Origin of the sequence: Chromohalobacter sp. HP20-39, assembly GCF_033052815.1 — a bacterium.
Taxonomy (GTDB): Bacteria; Pseudomonadota; Gammaproteobacteria; order Pseudomonadales; family Halomonadaceae; genus Chromohalobacter.
Genome location: NZ_JAWHTP010000003.1, coordinates 60,029 through 76,756, shown reverse-complemented (window position 1 = coordinate 76,756; position 16,728 = coordinate 60,029). Strand labels below are relative to the sequence as shown.

Annotated in this window: 15 protein-coding genes; 11 read left to right on the top strand and 4 right to left on the bottom strand. The window is 62.1% G+C overall.

The genetic code is table 11. The features are described 5' to 3' along the window. Positions 1–66: 66 nt before the first annotated feature. Positions 67–1,155, bottom strand: coding sequence for a proline racemase family protein (locus RVY79_RS06790; protein WP_317463324.1), 1,089 nt, complete (start codon positions 1,153–1,155; stop codon positions 67–69). Then, positions 1,152–2,315, bottom strand: a complete 1,164-nt coding sequence (locus RVY79_RS06785; protein WP_317463323.1) for a zinc-binding dehydrogenase — start codon at positions 2,313–2,315, stop codon at positions 1,152–1,154. The genes RVY79_RS06790 and RVY79_RS06785 overlap by 4 nt, the downstream gene beginning before the upstream one ends. Before the next feature lie 191 nt (positions 2,316–2,506). Here RVY79_RS06785 and RVY79_RS06780 point away from each other — a divergent pair, with 191 nt between their 5' ends. After that, the gene (locus RVY79_RS06780; protein WP_317463322.1) at positions 2,507–3,106 is read left to right on the top strand and encodes a methyltransferase domain-containing protein; all 600 of its coding nucleotides are present in this window, start codon (positions 2,507–2,509) and stop codon (positions 3,104–3,106) included. A 71-nt stretch (positions 3,107–3,177) separates the two neighbouring features. Here the strand turns inward: RVY79_RS06780 and RVY79_RS06775 are convergent, their stop codons facing one another. Continuing rightward, a complete protein-coding gene (locus RVY79_RS06775) occupies positions 3,178–3,687 on the bottom strand; it encodes a zinc ribbon-containing protein (RefSeq protein ID WP_317463321.1) in 510 nt (169 codons plus the stop codon). A 179-nt stretch (positions 3,688–3,866) separates the two neighbouring features. Here RVY79_RS06775 and leuS point away from each other — a divergent pair, with 179 nt between their 5' ends. The 9 genes from leuS to codA all read left to right on the top strand — a co-directional run bounded on the left by leuS (position 3,867) and on the right by codA (position 14,896). Further along, positions 3,867–6,449, top strand: a complete 2,583-nt coding sequence (gene leuS / locus RVY79_RS06770; RefSeq protein ID WP_317463320.1) for a leucine--tRNA ligase — start codon at positions 3,867–3,869, stop codon at positions 6,447–6,449. Positions 6,450–6,505: 56 nt separating this feature from the next. Continuing rightward, positions 6,506–7,000, top strand: a complete 495-nt coding sequence (gene lptE / locus RVY79_RS06765; RefSeq protein ID WP_317463319.1) for an LPS assembly lipoprotein LptE — start codon at positions 6,506–6,508, stop codon at positions 6,998–7,000. Further along, positions 6,997–8,055: a DNA polymerase III subunit delta gene (gene holA / locus RVY79_RS06760; RefSeq protein ID WP_317463318.1), complete on the top strand. Its 1,059-nt coding sequence runs from the start codon at positions 6,997–6,999 to the stop codon at positions 8,053–8,055. Before lptE ends, holA begins: the two co-directional genes overlap by 4 nt. A 60-nt stretch (positions 8,056–8,115) precedes the next feature. Next, on the top strand, positions 8,116–8,571 hold the full coding sequence (locus RVY79_RS06755; RefSeq protein ID WP_317463317.1) for a DUF488 domain-containing protein: 456 nt from the start codon (positions 8,116–8,118) through the stop codon (positions 8,569–8,571). Between the two features lie 180 nt (positions 8,572–8,751). Beyond that, positions 8,752–9,648 (top strand): glycine betaine ABC transporter substrate-binding protein, encoded by an 897-nt coding sequence (locus RVY79_RS06750; RefSeq protein WP_317463316.1) that lies wholly within the window; start codon positions 8,752–8,754, stop codon positions 9,646–9,648. A 72-nt stretch (positions 9,649–9,720) separates the two neighbouring features. Next, the gene (locus tag RVY79_RS06745) at positions 9,721–11,757 is read left to right on the top strand and encodes a CocE/NonD family hydrolase (protein WP_317463315.1); all 2,037 of its coding nucleotides are present in this window, start codon (positions 9,721–9,723) and stop codon (positions 11,755–11,757) included. A 334-nt stretch (positions 11,758–12,091) separates the two neighbouring features. Continuing rightward, positions 12,092–13,348: a cytosine permease gene (gene codB, locus RVY79_RS06740; RefSeq protein ID WP_317463314.1), complete on the top strand. Its 1,257-nt coding sequence runs from the start codon at positions 12,092–12,094 to the stop codon at positions 13,346–13,348. Positions 13,349–13,425: 77 nt separating this feature from the next. Further along, positions 13,426–13,635: a helix-turn-helix domain-containing protein gene (locus tag RVY79_RS06735; protein WP_317463898.1), complete on the top strand. Its 210-nt coding sequence runs from the start codon at positions 13,426–13,428 to the stop codon at positions 13,633–13,635. 10 nt (positions 13,636–13,645) lie between these two features. Further along, positions 13,646–14,896: a cytosine deaminase gene (codA, locus tag RVY79_RS06730; RefSeq protein WP_317463313.1), complete on the top strand. Its 1,251-nt coding sequence runs from the start codon at positions 13,646–13,648 to the stop codon at positions 14,894–14,896. Between the two features lie 6 nt (positions 14,897–14,902). On the opposite strand, the gene RVY79_RS06725 is transcribed toward codA, so the two are convergent. Continuing rightward, positions 14,903–15,763 carry a nitrilase-related carbon-nitrogen hydrolase gene (locus RVY79_RS06725; RefSeq protein ID WP_317463312.1) on the bottom strand — a complete coding sequence of 287 codons (861 nt, stop codon included), beginning with the start codon at positions 15,761–15,763 and terminating at the stop codon, positions 14,903–14,905. A gap of 266 nt (positions 15,764–16,029) precedes the next feature. On the opposite strand from RVY79_RS06725, the gene RVY79_RS06720 reads away from it, so the two are divergent. Beyond that, positions 16,030–16,686 carry an ABC transporter permease gene (locus RVY79_RS06720; protein WP_317463897.1) on the top strand — a complete coding sequence of 219 codons (657 nt, stop codon included), beginning with the start codon at positions 16,030–16,032 and terminating at the stop codon, positions 16,684–16,686. Positions 16,687–16,728: the final 42 nt, after the last annotated feature.

Sequence of the window (16,728 nt, the reverse complement as noted above, 5' to 3'; positions counted from 1 at the left end):
CATCGCGGTCAACGCCCTCTCGCGGCACGACGCACGGTCAAGTCCGCGCGTCTTGCCGGGATGGGCCTAGTCCGGTAGGGACGCCTCTTCCTCGACCGGCAATGCCGCCTCGGCCTTGCGGTGCCCACTGGTGAGGATATGATGCAGGCTGCCACACTCCACCAACGGATCGTTGCAGTTGATGACGATATCCGAACGCGCCAGCATATGAGCCTTGCCAGTGATGGTGTTCTCGGCCACCTGATGGTCCCCCTCCTGCCGGGAGCCGGTGAACTCGCCGATGAACCCCGTGCCGCGCAGGGACACGGTCTCCAGCTTATCCCCCGGCTGGAGGGAACCTTCGTAGTGCATCAAGGCCAAACGCGCCGAGGTCCCCGTGCCGGTCGTACTGCGGCAGATCACGCCCGGATGCACATAGGTCGTCGAGCGCGAGCGGAAGAAACCATCCGCGACTTGTTCCACCGGGCCCATGAAATGCAGAAACGGTAACGGCCCCACGTCCCCCAGGGTGTAATGCGAAAATCCTCTCTCGGCCTGAATCGCTTCGACGATGGCATGGGCGCATTCCGCCAATCGTGCTTCCTCGTCCCGGTTCAACGAGAAGCCTAGCTCGGCAGCTTCTACCAGGGCGTAGAATCCGCCGCTATACGCCACGCTGTAGGTCACGTCCCCGACCGAGGGCACATGGATGCTGGCCCGATAGGTATCGATGTAGCTGGGCAACCCTTCGCAGGTGATGCCTTCTACCACGCCGTTTTCCACCCGTGCCTCGATATGCACCAAGCCGGCCGCGGACTCCAGGACAAAACGTTGGTACCCCTCGCGCTTGGGCACGAGGCCGCTTTCCAGAACGGCCGTGGCGGTGCAAATGGTGTTGGAGCCGGAATAGATGGGATATCCCATCACCTCCATGATGATGTAGCCCACCTCGGCCTCCGGATCACTGGCGGGAACCAGCAGATCCACCGACATCTCGGGAATGCCATAGGGCTCGCTGAGCAATAGCTGGCGCAGACCATCGGCATCCTCGCGCAGATACTCCATCTTCTCGCGCACCGTATTGCCCGGCAGCGGATCGATTCCCCCGGTCACGATACGGCTGACGTCACCGCCGGCATGCAAGTCGATCAGTTGCAGCGTCAGTTTTTCGCTCATTTCTCTTCCTTCAACGCGTAGGGCGCGCCATGTTCTTGCCACTGTGAATCCGGGACGATCACGATCTTGCCCAGGTAGTTGCTGTTGCGATTGACGAAATAGCGCTCGGCGTCATGCAGCTCGGAGAGTTTGAAAGCCGCGTGCAAGACCGGCTTCAACTGTCCCCCGCGAATCCAGGCCACCAGTTGTTCGGCCTCGTCGCGTGTACCGTGGGAGACGCCGAATATCTGCACCTGATACAAATAAATGCGTGTCCACATGATCTCGCTGATATTGCCGCCGCTCGCGCCGGCAATGCTCAAGCGTGGGTAGGTGGTGCGACGCTTCATATCGAAGATCATGGTGTCGATGAAGCGATCGGTCATCTCGCCACCGACCAGGTCCATGACCGCATCGATGGGCTGATCCTGCGTCAGTTCTCGCACCTTTTCGGTAAAATCCTGCATGTCCGAGCGGTCCAGCACGGCTTCCGCACCCAGTGCTAGCAGCGCCTCCGCCTTGTCCGGTTGGCTCAGGGCATAAGGCGTCGCTCCCATGATACGACAGAGCCGAATCAAGGCCGTGCCCACGCCGCCGCTGGCGCCTGTCACCAGTACGCGCTCCCCGGCTTTGACGTTGGCCGCATTCAACATGTGCAGAGCGGTCTGATAAGAACACATGCCCATCGCCGCGAGTTCGGCATCGGCCAGCTCGGGATTATCCACCGTGTGGAACTGCGCCGACGGCACAGCAATATACTCGGCAAAGCCGCCATCGGCGCCGTGCCCGTAATAGTCGGGCGTCAGATTGATATCGGGGCGCGCATCGGCGTAGATATTGAAGTCCAACAGCCCACGCTGACCTATACGCTCGGCACTCACATCCTCGCCGACAGCCACCACGCGCCCGGCCACATCGGCACCCTGGATGCGCGGAAAGGTCAGTGTCGGTGATCCGCCGATCTGGAACGAGGTCGTATCCCCCTTGTCCTTGGTCGGATAAAGCCCTTCTCGCGCCTTGCGGTCGGTATTGTTCTTCGCTGTCGCGGTCACCTGCACCAGGACCTCGCCTCTGGCGGGGCTGGGGGTGGAAACGTCTTGCCGGTAGGCCAGCTTGTCGATATCTCCATGCCCGGTCAGCAACATCGCTGCCATCGTATCGGGTAGCGCCTCGCTGCGCATACCTGCCTCCTTCTCGTGGTCGCTGCTTCAAGAAATGACGATAACAAACTTTGCGCTGCTAAGGGATTATCGCCCCGCCCCTTGCCGACGTCTGGCGAGGCCTCCTGTTAGTTGAATGGCACAGAGACTGCGGGGATAATTGGCGCCATGCTCCACTCTTCCCTTCGAGCTCTCGTGCGGAACTTCCGCTGATGGCCACAAATCTTCATCAGGCCCGCTTGCAAGCCGTCGTTGACAACCTGCTGGCATCCGGCGCGCAGCATGTTGTCGATCTCGGCTGCGGTCATGGCGTTTTACTGCGCTGGCTAAAAGACTACGAGCAGTTCACCCGTCTGGTAGGAATCGACATCAACGCCCAGGCAGTGGCCTGTGCCCGTGACCGGCTTCATCTGGACATACTCAAACCCGACAAGCGCCTGCATGTTCGTCTGGGCTCTTTCGAAAACTGTGATTGGGCCGAAGACGGCGTCGACGGAGCCGTCATGTTGGAAACCATCGAGCACATTGATCCGAGCCGCCTGTCCCGAGTTGAACGCGCGGTTTTTGGCGAACTGGGTATCAAGTTCGTCATCATCACGACACCCAACAAGGAATACAATCCGCTGCACGGGATGCCCGACGCTGAGCGACGTCACCCCGATCATCGTTTTGAATGGACCCGAGCGCAATTCAGATCATGGTGCAACGGCGTCGCGGGACGCCACGGCTACCATGTCCGGTTCGAAGACATCGGCCCGCGTGACCCCGTTGTCGGCAGCTCCACTCAGATGGCCTGCTTTACGCGTTGCTGAACCGCCATGCAGCACACCTTTTCAATACGGCGTCTTTTCCATTCCGCGATTGTTTAGCTACCGATCCAGGCTTACCCGCTGGTCCGCGCGAAATAACGATGCCCGCAGTGGTGGCAGGGTTCGAGGCGGGTGATCGACTCAAGCACGACTTCGGTTTCGCAGTGCACGCAGCGCATGCGACCGGGCACGGCCATCTCGCCTTCGACATAATCCGCGCGCGCCGCTTCGAGATCGTCCTCGAAGCGAACCTGATCGACGGTGGTGCGGTCGGCGATGGAGAACAGCGCTTCGGTGACTCGCCGCGAGATGGTGGCCAGATCAATTCCAAGCCAGGTGGCGATGCCCTCGCCGCCCCGAGCCAGGAACCCCCGCAAGTCACGCATGTCGCGTTCGATCCAGGCCCGCAGCAAGGCCAGTTCATCCTTGGTGTAGGTCTCGAATTCTGCTTCGAACTCGATGGCATCGTCCATTTCGCGCTGCAACGACTCCCAGGATAGATCGCCAGCGCCTTTTTCGAGACGCTCGAGAACCCGCTCATAGGCGCGGCTCAGGCGATGCTCTTGATCGTGACGTTCGCTCATAACGCTTCTCCTGATCTGTCGTCGACGCCATGCCCCTACCTGTAGGCGCATGACTGGGGTATCCTGACGGCCTGTCGTAACATACGGACAACGTCCCGCCCAACTCCGTTCTACCACATCGCGAGGCCGGGCGTTATCCGCTTCAAGCCAAGCCTAACGCAAGGTGCCAGATCAAACCGATGGACGCACAGTACACGCCGCACGCAACCGAATCCGCCGCCCAGACCTTCTGGGAAACCAACCAGTGCTTCAAGGCCGTCGAGGACGCGACCCGGGAGAAATTCTACTGCCTGTCGATGTTCCCCTATCCCAGCGGCAAATTGCACATGGGGCACGTGCGCAACTACACCATCGGCGACGTGGTCTCGCGTTTTCAACGCATGCAAGGCAAGAACGTCCTGCAGCCCATGGGCTGGGATGCCTTTGGCATGCCCGCCGAAAATGCCGCGATCAAGAACCGGGTTCCGCCCGGTGCCTGGACCTACGACAACATCGACGCCATGCGCCGCCAGCTCAAGGCGCTAGGCTTCGCCTACGACTGGAACCGTGAATTCGCCACCTGCGACGTCGACTACTACCGCTGGGAACAGTGGTTCTTCACCAAGCTGGTCGAAAAAGGCCTGGTGTACAAGAAGATGTCGACCGTCAACTGGGACCCGGTGGACCAGACGGTGCTCGCCAACGAGCAGGTCATCGAAGGCCGTGGTTGGCGTAGCGGCGCACTGGTCGAGCGCCAGGAAATCCCCCTGTGGTTCCTCAAGATCACCGATTACGCCGAGGAACTGCTCGCCGACCTGGACGAGGTCGACTGGCCTGAACAGGTCAAGACCATGCAGCGTAACTGGATCGGCAAGTCCACCGGGGTCGAGTTGACCTTCGAGGTCGCCGGCCAGGCCGACCCGCTCGTGGTGTACACCACGCGCCCCGATACGCTTTATGGCGCCACCTACATGGCGTTGGCCGCCGGCCATCCGTTGGCCAAGCAAGCGGCCGCCGACAATCCGGCACTCGCCGACTTCCTGGTGGAGTGTCAGCACGGCGGCAACTCCGAAGCCGAGCTGGCGACCATGGAAAAGAAAGGCATGGACACCGGCTACAAGGCGCTGCATCCGCTGACGGGGCGCGAAGTGCCGATCTTCGTGGCCAACTTTGTGCTCATGGAATACGGCACCGGCGCGGTCATGGCCGTGCCTGCCCATGACCAGCGCGACTGGGAATTCGCCACCAAGTACGGCATCGCCATCGAGCCGGTAATCGCCGATGCCGAGGGTAACGCGCCGGATTTGTCCCAGGGCGCACATGCCGAGCATGGTCCACTGATCAACTCCGGCGAGTACGACGGGCTCGACTTCGAAACGGCCTTCGATGCGATTGCCGCCAAGCTGGAAGCCAACGGACAAGGAACGCGGAAGACCAACTTCCGCCTGCGCGACTGGGGCGTGGCCCGTCAGCGTTATTGGGGCGCGCCGATCCCGGTCAAATACGGCCCCGAAGGCCAGACCGTGCCGCTCACCGATGACGAGCTACCCGTCGCCTTGCCGATGGAGGTCGAGGTTGATGCCACCGGTTCGCCGCTCAAGAAAATGCCGGACTTCTATGATCTCGGCGAAGGCTGGACGCGCGAGACCGATACTTTCGACACCTTCATGGAATCCTCCTGGTACTACGCACGCTTCGCCAGTGCCGACAACATGGAAGCGATGCTCGACGAACGCGCCAACTACTGGCTACCGGTGGATCTCTACATCGGCGGCATCGAACACGCGATTCTGCACCTGCTCTACGCACGCTTCTTCCACAAGCTGATGCGCGATTTCGGCTTGGTCGAGAGCGACGAGCCCTTCCAGCGCCTGCTCACTCAGGGCATGGTCATCGCCGAGACCTTCTATCGCCACAACCCCGACGGCAGCAAGGACTGGTTCAATCCCGCCGATGTCGACGTCAAGCGCGACGACAAGGGGCGCCCGGTCAGCGCCATACTGCGCGAGGATGGCCAGCCGGTGGAAATGGGCGGCATCGAGAAGATGTCCAAGTCCAAGAACAACGGTGTCGACCCACAGGCAATGATCGACCGCTTCGGCGCCGATACCGTGCGCCTGTTCATGATGTTCGCCGCGCCGCCGGAGCAGTCGCTGGAATGGTCGGACTCCGGGGTCGAGGGTGCTCACCGCTTCTTGAAGCGGCTGTGGAAACTCGTCGCCGATCACGTCAATGCCGGCACACCCGCCACGCTGGATGCCGACGCGCTCAATGACGAGCAGAAAACCCTGCGCCGCAAGACCCACGAAACCATTGCCAAGGCCAGCGACGATATCGGGCGCCGCACCACTTTCAACACCGCCATCGCCGCCGTCATGGAACTGGTCAACGCCCTGGGTCGCTTCCAGAACGAAGACGCCGCCACCACGCCGCAAGGCCTGGCGGTCACGCGCGAAGCGCTGGAAGCCAGCGTGCTGATCCTGGCGCCCATCGTACCGCACGCCTGCCATGCGCTATGGGAAGCCCTGGGGCATGAGACGCCGGTCATCGACGCCGACTGGCCAGTCGCCGACGAAGCGGCCATGGTCAAGGACAGCGTCGAACTCGCCGTTCAAGTCAACGGCAAGTTGCGGGCCCGCCTCGACGTCCCGGCGGCGGCCGACAAAGCCGCCATCGAGGCCCGGGCGCTCGAGGCGGAGAACGTACGCCGTCATACCGAGGGCAAGACCGTGCGCAAGGTCATCGTCGTGCCCGGCAAGCTGGTCAATATCGTCGCCAACTGACTCGGCCCATATGCCCGCTCCCCGAGGAGCGGGCCCAAGCCCGCAAGGAGGCCTGCGTGAAGCGCCGTTCGCTCATCATCCGATCTCTGCTCCTACTGACCCTGACGACGCTGCTCGCCGGGTGCGGTTTTCAATTGCGTGGCACCGCCGCCGCCGCGCTCGACATTCCCTCGCTGACGCTGTCCGCCCCCGACGGACGCTTCGAAGACGCTGTGGAACAGGCATTGCAAGGCACCGGCACTACGCTCGAGGACGACGCCCCGCTACGCGTCAACTTGGGCGAGGAGCAGATCCGCGAGACGCGCTTGACCCAAGGCGCCAGCGGGAGCCAGGAACGTCGCCTGACTCTCAGCGTGCCCTTCTCGGTGCAGCGCAGCGAAGACAACGCCTACCTGCTCGACCAGCAGACTCTCGAAGCCAGCACCACGCTGAGCGTCGACAACGACAACCTGCTGTCGCAGGACGAACTCCGCAATGAAGCGCTCCGATCATTGCGTCAGGAAGCGGCACGTCAACTCGTCGACCGTCTGCGCGCGCTCGAGATACCATGAGGGTCTTTCCCGACAAGCTGGACGAGGCGCTGGGCAAGCGCCTTCAGCCGGTCTACATCGTCGCCGGTGACGAGCCGTTGATCCATATGGAGGCCTGCGACGCCATCCGTGCGGCGGCACGTCAGCGCGGCGTCGAGGAACGCGACGTACTCCACGTGGAAAACGGCTTTCAGTGGGGACGTCTCACGGAGTCGGCAGCAAGCATGTCGCTGTTTGCCTCGAGCAAGCTCATTGAGCTGCGCCTGGGCAGTCAGTCACCGGGGCAAGAAGGCGCCAAGGCACTCGATGCCTACGCCCGCCAGGCCAAGGACAGCGACGACATTCTCCTGATCAGCAGCGCGCGCCTCGACCGACGCGCGCAGTCGAGCGCCTGGTTCAAGGCATTGGACAAGATCGGCGTATTCGTTCCGGTCTGGCCGGTGGATCACCAGCGTCTGCATTTCTGGGTACGGGATCGCGCGTCGCGCCATGGGCTGTCGCTGGACATGGACGCGGCACGCCTGCTCGGCGAGCGCACCGAAGGCAATCTACTGGCCGCCGACCAGGAACTGCAGAAGCTGGCGCTGATCAATCCGCCCAATGCCCGGCTCGACACCCAAGCCATTGCCGGTGGTGTGGAGGACAATGCACGCTACGATGTCTTCACGCTGATCGATGCCTGCCTGCGTGGCGATCGCGTGCGCGTCTCGCGCATCGTCGGCGGATTGCGCGGCGAAGGTATCGAGGCCCCGGTAGTACTCTGGGCGTTGACCCGCGAACTGCGTATCTTCCTGTCGCTGGCACAGCACCTCGACCAGGGACAGAGCCTCGATCACGCCTGCAAGTCACAGCGTCCGCCAATTCCTGACAAGCGTCGCCCGCTCTACCAGCAGGCTTTGAAACGGATGCCACTCAAGCGGCTACACAAGCTATTATTGTTCGCACAGCGACTGGACTTGGCCATCAAGGGTGCCGTGACGTTACCCGTCTGGGAAGGGCTTCACGACTTGTCGCTCACCTTGGCCGGTGGGCGCGGCCCCCTGGCCGAGATGGCGTATTCTTATCGTATCGCCTAGATCGACACAGGCTTGCATGTCATCTGGCGAAGGGCACGTATCAGGCAAAGGAGAGCTGGGATGTCTTATACGATCGCACTCAAGCGTATCTATCAGGCCGCCGAGGAAGGCGATGGTGCGCGTGTTCTCGTCGACCGCCTATGGCCACGCGGTAAGCGCCGCGAGTCACTGGACCTCACCGACTGGTATCGCGACGCCTCGCCCTCCAACGCCTTGCGTCGTGCCTGGCATCAAGGGGAGCTCAACGACGCCGTGTTCGGCTACCGCTATCGTTGGGAAATCGAGGACGACCCTGATGTCTTGCTGCCCCTCATGCGTTGGGCGCGCGAAGGCACGCTCACCTTGTTGACCGCCTCCCGAGAGCCGCAGCGCTCACACCTCCCGTATTTACGCGACATGCTGCTCAAGGCATTAGCAGACGAAGATAGCGAGGCGGACGATCACACCCCCGCGTCCTCGCCGTGCTACGCCGATCAGGTAAAGCAGCCCGACGCCGATGGCCCGTCTTCGTCCTAGCCCCCTTCCCCCCGCCACTGACAACTCCCCAGCCAGGGCACTTGCGTTGTCATCTGTTGGCATCCGAAATCGCAGGCATCATGGATTCTCATCAATCCCGGCAGCGGGGTGCGTTACTCTGGGTAACGACGAAAGTCGCAACTCGATAACACTCTATAACAACAGAGGTATGTCGCTGCCATGAAACACCCCATCACGACACTACTCGCCACCCTGGGACTGAGCCTTTCCGCTGCGACCACGACGGCACACGCACAAGACGATCCCATCGTCGTCGGCGGTCTCAACTATACCGAACACCTGATCCTCACCTCGGCCACCGTGCAACTGCTCGAGGCCAACGGCTACAACGTCGACAAGCGCGACGGCCTGGGCACCTCGGTGCTGCGCCAGGCGCAGGAGAACGGCCAGGTCGACCTCTACTGGGAGTACACCGGCAATTCGGTGATCCTGTTCAACGACCAGCCGCAACCCGACAACGCCGCCGAGACCTACGCCACCGCCAAGCGCCTGGATGCCGAGAAAGGATTGATCTGGCTGGATCCCTCGGATACCAACAACACCTATGCGCTCGCCATGCGCAAGGCCGACGCCGAACAACGCGACATCCACACCCTTTCGGATCTAGCCACGGCGATGAACGATGGCGCCGATCTGACGCTCGCGTCCAATGCCGAGTTTTATGCCCGCGACGATGGCCTGCGACCACTGCAGGAAGCCTATGGGTTCGAATTTCCGCGTTCACGCGTCAAGCGCATGGATTCAGGGCTGACCTACAATGCGCTGCGCGAAGGTGAAGTCGACGTGGCGCTCGTATTCGCCACCGATGGCCGCATCGGCGCCTTCGACTTCGAGGTGCTCGAAGACAACAAACAGTTCTTCCCGGTTTACCAGTTGGCGCCAGTGGTTCGCGAGGAAACGCTCGACGCGCACCCCGAGCTCAAGCCCCTGCTCAACGGCATGTCCGCCGCGTTGAATGACGCAACGCTGATCGACCTCAACCGCCGTGTGGATGTCGACGACCAGAACATCGAAAAAGTCGCCAAGGACTTCCTGACCGAAAACGACCTGCTCTGACGCCCCGACTCGCGCCTTCCTCCTTTTCCGGGGGCGATGCCGACATCGCCCCTGCTGACGACAGGACGCCCCATGTTTCCGAGTGGAAGCCAACCCGATGCTCGGGAAGTGCGTGACTTCCCGTACCCGATCATCGAGGAACCAGCACTGTTCATTCCGCTGCCCGACGGCAGCCGACTCGCGGCACGCATGTGGCGGCCGGCGGATGTCGAGACACATCCCGTGCCCGCGATCATCGAGTGCATTCCCTACCGCAAGCGGGACGCCACCAGTGCCGACGACGAGCGCATGCATCCCTATTTCGCCGGCCACGGCTATGCCGCGCTGCGTATCGACCTGCGCGGCAGCGGCGATTCGGACGGCGTGCTCGAGGACGAATACCTGGCGAGCGAGCAGGACGACATCGTCGCCGCGATCGCCTGGCTCGCCGAGCAACCCTGGTGCAGCGGCCGCGTCGGCATGTTGGGCATCTCCTGGGGCGGATTCAATTCGCTGCAGGTGGCCTCGCGCCAGCCGCCGGCGCTCGGCGCGATCATCGCCGTCGGCGCCACCGTCGACCGCTATCACGACGACGTGCACTACAAGGGCGGCTGCGTGCTCAACGAGAACTTCGGCTGGGCGGCCTCGTCGCTTGCCTTCATGTCGCGGCCGCCAGACCCCGCCTTGCGCGACGACTGGCGCGAACTCTGGCAACACCGGCTCGCCCAGCAACCCTTCGTCGCCGAGAACTGGTTCGATCACCCGACGCGCGATGCGTACTGGCGCCACGGCTCGGTGTGCGAGGATTATTCGCGTCTGACGACGCCGACCCTGGCCGTCACCGGCTGGGCCGACGCCTACGTCAACTTCGTCGCCGAGATTCTCGAGCACGCGCCCTGCCTCCGGCGCGGTATCGTCGGCCCCTGGCCGCACGCCTACCCGCACCTGGCGATGCCCGGGCCAACCATCGGCTTTCTACAGGAAGCGCTGCGCTGGTGGGATCACTGGCTGAAGGACCGCGACACCGGCATCATGGAAGAACCGCTGTACCGCATTTACTGCCCCTCCTTTTCCGGGGCCGATCCGCAACGGCTCGAAGTGCCCGGCGAATGGCTCGCCGAGACCCAGTGGCCGAGCCCGCATATCGCCTCTCGCGGCCTGGCGTTGGGCAACGGTGAGCTGCATGCCCCGGACGACGACGCCCGCCCCGGCGTGGCCAAACTGCGTGCGCCTGCCGACAACGGTCTGCAGTGCGGCGAGTACATTCCCCACAGCAGCGGCCCCGAGATCGCCGGTGACCAGCGCGGCGACGACGCCCACTCGCTGACCTACGACACCGATCCGCTGGATGCCGACACGGTGATCCTGGGGCGCCCCACGCTAGCGCTGCGGGTCAGCGTCGATCAGCCGCGCGCCAATCTGATCGTTCGCGTGTGCGACGTCTCGCCCGAGGGCGTCTCGCAACGCGTCTCCTACGGTGTGCTCAACCTCTGCCACCGCGAAAGCCACGTCACGCCGTCCGACGTGCCGTGCGATACGCCGCTCGACGTGACCGTGTCACTGAACCAGACCTGCTATCGCTTCATTGCCGGGCATCGGCTGCGCGTCTCGGTGACCACCGCCTACTGGCCGCTGGTCTGGCCGAGCCCTTACCCGGTGACGCTGACCCTGCACGAAGCCGACTCGCGGCTCACCCTGCCCCAGCGCACCTCGCACGAGGCGCCACCGGTGGCATTCGAACCGGCGGTGTTTTCCGGGCCCATGCAGCATCGGATCAAACGCGCGGGCGAACAGTCCCGGGACGTCACCCACTCGCTGACCGACGGCTGGACCCGGCATGCCATCATCGACGACTTCGGCGAGATCGCCTACGACCACGGCCTGACCAACATCGCCTCGGCGGACGAGCGTTACGCCATCCACCCCGCGGCACCGGTCACCGCGACCATGAGCAAGAGCTGGCGCCAGACCTTCCAGCGCGACGATTGGCAGGTGCACACCGAGACCTGGGCGAAGCTGAGTTGCGACGCCGAGTGGTTCTATCTGGAAGCCCGCCTGCAAGCCTTCGAGGAAGGCGAACGCTTCATCGACCGGCACTGGAAAACGCGCCGCCAGCGACGTTGGGTGTAATACCACGGGGGGCCACTCTGAAACAGGATGCCACCTGTTGGCGTCAGAACGCCCGAGGCAACGCCTCGGGCATTTTTGTGCCATGCGTTAGCCCCATAATGGCTCCCTTCATGAACCATGGTGGTGCAAAGACCACGCGTTACGACAGCCCACGACCGCGTATTACGGATCTTATTGTGCACATTGCACAGTTTATTGACTCTCCGGTAAGTGGAAATCGACAACTTCTCACCGTCGTTACCACCTCCCCCTAATAGTGGAACATCTCTTGCTTAATGCTTGGTGTAGAAAGACCACCTCCCGCTATTCATGCGAACTCCCTGCGGAGCACACGATGGAAAACTCAGACTACCCATTGAGCGAGGTGCCCGGAAGCGAACGTAAAGGGCTGCTCTCCACCTCGGTTGTACTGCTCGGTTTTACCTTTTTTACCGCCACCATGTGGGCAGGCGGATCACTCGGCATCGCGTTCCCGTTCGGCGAGCTATTGGGGGTGATTCTTATCGGCAACCTGCTGCTGGGCAGCTACGCGGCGGCCCTGGCTTATATTGCCTGTAAAAGCGGCCTCAACTCCGTGCTGATGGGACGTTTCTGCTTTGGCGAGGTGGGCAGCAAACTGTCCGACTTCGTGCTCGGCTTCACCCAGATCGGCTGGTACGCCTGGGGAACCGCCACCATCGCCGTGGTGCTGGTAAAGACCACCGGCCTGCCGGCATCGCTCGAGACCCCGCTGATGGTGCTGTTCGGCCTTGCCTTCTGCGTCACCGCGATGATCGGCTTTCGCGGACTGGATCTGCTGTCCCGCTTTGCCGTGCCGGCGATGATGCTTTTTATTCTGATCAGCCTTTACACCGGCATGGTGGATGTAGGCGGGCTTTCCGGCCTTGCCGGCCAGACGCCCTCCGAGAGCATGAGCATTGCCGCCGCCATCACCGTGGTGATCGGCACCTTCATCAGCGGCGGCACCCAAGCCACCAACTGGAGTCGTTTCGCCCGCACGCCGAAGATCGCCGTGATCGCGACGCTGGCTGCCTTCTTCATCGGCAACAGTCTGATGGTGCTGACCGGCGCACTGGGAGCAATGATCTACCAGCAGGCGGATATCGTCGATGTGATGCTGGCTCAGGGCTTCGTGGTGCTTGCCGTTCTGATGCTGTTCCTCAACATCTGGACCACCCAGGACAACACCATCTACAACTTCGCCGTGGCCGGCTGCAACCTGCTGCGCACCGACAAGCGCAAGGTGGTCACCGTCGCCGGCGCGGCCATCGGTACCGTGCTGGCCGTGGGTGGCATGTACAACCTGCTGATTCCGTTCCTGGTGCTGCTCGGCACCTTCATCCCACCGATCGGCGGTGTCATCATGGCGGACTTCTGGCTCAACCATAAGGGTCGGTATCCGAAGCTGGCCGACGTCAGTCTGCCCGCTTTCAACTGGATCGGCCTGGCCTCCTATGCGATCGCCTCCGGGGTGGCTTACTTCTCCCCGGTACTCCCGCCGCTGGTGGGCGTCATCGCCGCAGCCTTGTGCTACGCCATCCTGCTGAAACTGTCGATCCCCCGCCCAGCGATGGACCCGGCCAAGGACTGACATGGCGATAACCTGCGCCGAGATACCGCGGCTGCCCGGCCTGGAGGAGGTCCGCTTCCGCGGCTGGCCAGGACAATCTGTTCGGCAACCAGCAGCAGACCGCCGAAAGCCTCGGAATTCATTGCAACACGCTAAGACACCGCCTGAAACGGATCGAGCAACTGATCGGCCATCGTCTCGGTGACGCTTTCGTGCGGCTCAACTTGCAGAATGCCCTGCTGATCGAGCAGATTCTATTTCAGCACCACAATATCGATAGCCAGCTTCCCACGTCGGAAGATCAGTGAAGAGGCCCCTATGCACATAGTCAATGCCCGTCTGCGACACACCCCCAAGCTTCACACCCTGGAGATCAGCAATGGGCTGTTCAGCCGGATCAGCGAACAAGACGGCGCGATCGCTTGCCCCGAAGGCGCCATCGATGCCGGCGGCAAACTGCTGTGCGCTCCACTGGTGGAGCCACACATTCACCTGGATGCGGCGTTGACCGCCGGTGAACCCAACTGGAACCAGAGCGGCACTCTGTTCGAGGGCATAGAGCGCTGGAGCGAACGCAAGCCGATGCTGGACGAGGCCGATATCCGCCGCCGAGTGCTGGACACCATCGAGCTTCTGGTACAGAACGGCGTGCAGCATATTCGCACCCACGCGGATATCTCCGACCCGAGCCTGGTGGGCCTGAAAACCCTCTGCACCCTGCGCGACGAGCTGAAAGAGAAGATCGATCTGCAGGTGGTCGCCTTCCCCCAGAACGGTCTGCTCTCTTTCCCCAACGGCTTGCAACTGATGGAAGAAGCACTGGAGTTCGGCGCGGATGTGGTCGGCGGCATTCCGCACTTCGAGTACACCCGCGAGCTGGGTGTGGAGTCGATGAAGACGGTCATCGGGCTGGCGAAGAAGTACCACCGTCTGGTAGATGTACACTGTGACGAGATCGACGACCCCAACTCCCGCTTTCTCGAGGTCCTCGCCTGCGAGGCGCTATTCAACGAGCTGGGCCCGCGCGTCACTGCCAGCCACACCACGGCGATGCACTCCTACGACAACGCCTACTGCGCCAAGCTGTTCCGTCTGCTGAAGAACTCCGGCATCAACTTCATCTCCTGCCCCACGGAGAGCATCCATCTACAAGGCAGGTTCGATACCTATCCGAAACGTCGCGGCCTGACGCGAGTAAAAGAGCTGCGCGAAGCCGGTATCAACGTCTGCTTCGCCGAGGATTCGATCTTTGACCCCTGGTACTCTCTCGGCAACGGCAAACTGCTGCGCAGTCTGGATTTCGGCCTGCATATCTGCCAAATGATGGGCTATCACGACTTCGCAAGTGCACTCGATCTGATCACCACAAACAGCGCCCAGACCCTGAACATTCAGGACCGCTACGGCATCGAGACCGGCAAGCCCGGCAATTTCATCCTGCTCGACGGAGAAGACGACTACAGCGTACTTCGCAAGCAAGGCGACATACTGCTCTCGGTTCGTCAGGGTGACGTCATCATGCAGCGTGAACCGTCTCGGGTGACCAGTGAACGCTATATCCCGGCCTGACCCGCCTCAGCCGCGCCGCTCGCGCTCGACCCGCCGCGCCATCAGCGAGGCCACCAGCGGGGTGTCGGCGTCGCGGTGGGTCGGCATCGCGAAGCGCGCGGCGTCGATCTCGTCGGTGTCGATGTCGGCGCTAACGAGCGTCTCGCCGTCCTCGGCCCTCGCCAGCACCTTGCCGTCGACGCCGACGATACAACTGCCGCCCCAGAACCAGGCGTCGCCCTCCGCCCCGTAGCGATGTGCCATGACCATCGGCGTGGCATACATCATGGCGTAGAACGTCAGGCAGATCAGCCAATTGCCTTCGTCATCGAAATCGCCGTCGACCATCCCCGTCGCTGCATTAACCGGGGCCAGCATCACGTCGGGCCGCTCCAGCATGGCCGCGTGGGCGAGGCCCGGATTCCAGAGATCGGCGCAGATCATCACACCACAGGTGAGACCGTCGGCATCGGCGACGGTGAGTGCCTGCCCCTTACCGAAATGCTTGCCTTCCTCGTGTCCGCCGTAGGTACACAGATTGACCTTGCGGTGCACGGCGACGACCCGGCCACCGCACAGGCACGCCATGGCGTTGGCGTATTCGCCGCGACCGCAGCGCTCGACGAAGCCCACCACGGTGAGCATGTCACCGGCGGCATCCGCCAGTTGGACAAGTCGCGGATCGTCGCGATGCATCGCAACCTCGGGGACGCGCGTTCCCAGGTCGTACCCTGTCAGGGAAAGCTCGGGGAACACCAAGACATCGATTTCCCGACGATGGGCTTCCTCGATGACACGACGATGCACCTCGAGATTGTTCGCGACATCGGCCAACGCGCATTGAATCTGGGCGGCGGCGAGCCGGTAATTCGTCCTGCCAGTGCTCACAATGAGTTCTCCTGCAAGAAACTTTAAAACACTGAATTATCGTCGAGGAGGATACGGTGAAGTCGATGAATTTCCTATTGAATGCCCATTGCTACTGGAAATGAATAACATTGCACATCCTAATGCCCAAAACAGGGGGCAGTCGGGAAGAGCGTGTTATGCTCTTCACATAATACGAACTTATAAAAACCCTTTCATATAAGAAACTTCTAAGCACTCAAACAAAACACTCGTTCGCGAGTGCGAGGTCCGTGCCCGTGGAATTAATGCAATATTTTCTCGATAATCTTGGGTTGCTGGGGACCCGTACCATCGAGCATATTTCGCTGGTGGGTGTCGCGGTGGGCATCGCAACCCTGACCGGCGTCCCCATCGGAATCGCTATTACCAAGAACGAGCGCGTCGCCAAGACCGTGCTCTACATCGCCTCGATCATCGTGACGATTCCCTCCATCGCGCTGTTCGGCATCATGATTCCGATTCTCTCGATTATCGGCCACGGCATCGGTTACCTGCCGGCGGTCATCGCGGTGCTGCTCTATTCACAGTTGCCGATCATCCGCAACACCTACACCGCCATCAACAACGTCGACCCGGCCCTGCGCGAAGCCGCTCGCGGTATCGGCATGAGCCAGAACCAGCGCCTGCGCATGGTCGAGATTCCACTCGCCGTGCCGGTGATCATGGCCGGTGTGCGTACCGCCGTGGTGCTCAACATCGGCGTCATGGCGATCGCCGCCTATATCGGCGCCGGCGGGCTCGGCACCTTCATCAGCCGTGGCATTTCCCAGTCCGACCCGCGCCAACTGATCCTCGGCGCCGTGGCCGTCAGCGTGTTGGCGATCATCGTCGATTATGCACTGCTGGCACTGCAGAAGCGCCTGACCCCCAAGGGCATGGAACGCGAAGCCGCTGCGACCTGAGCCGTTCTCCGCGCCATTCTCTGTCGACCTGCAAAGGCTGCC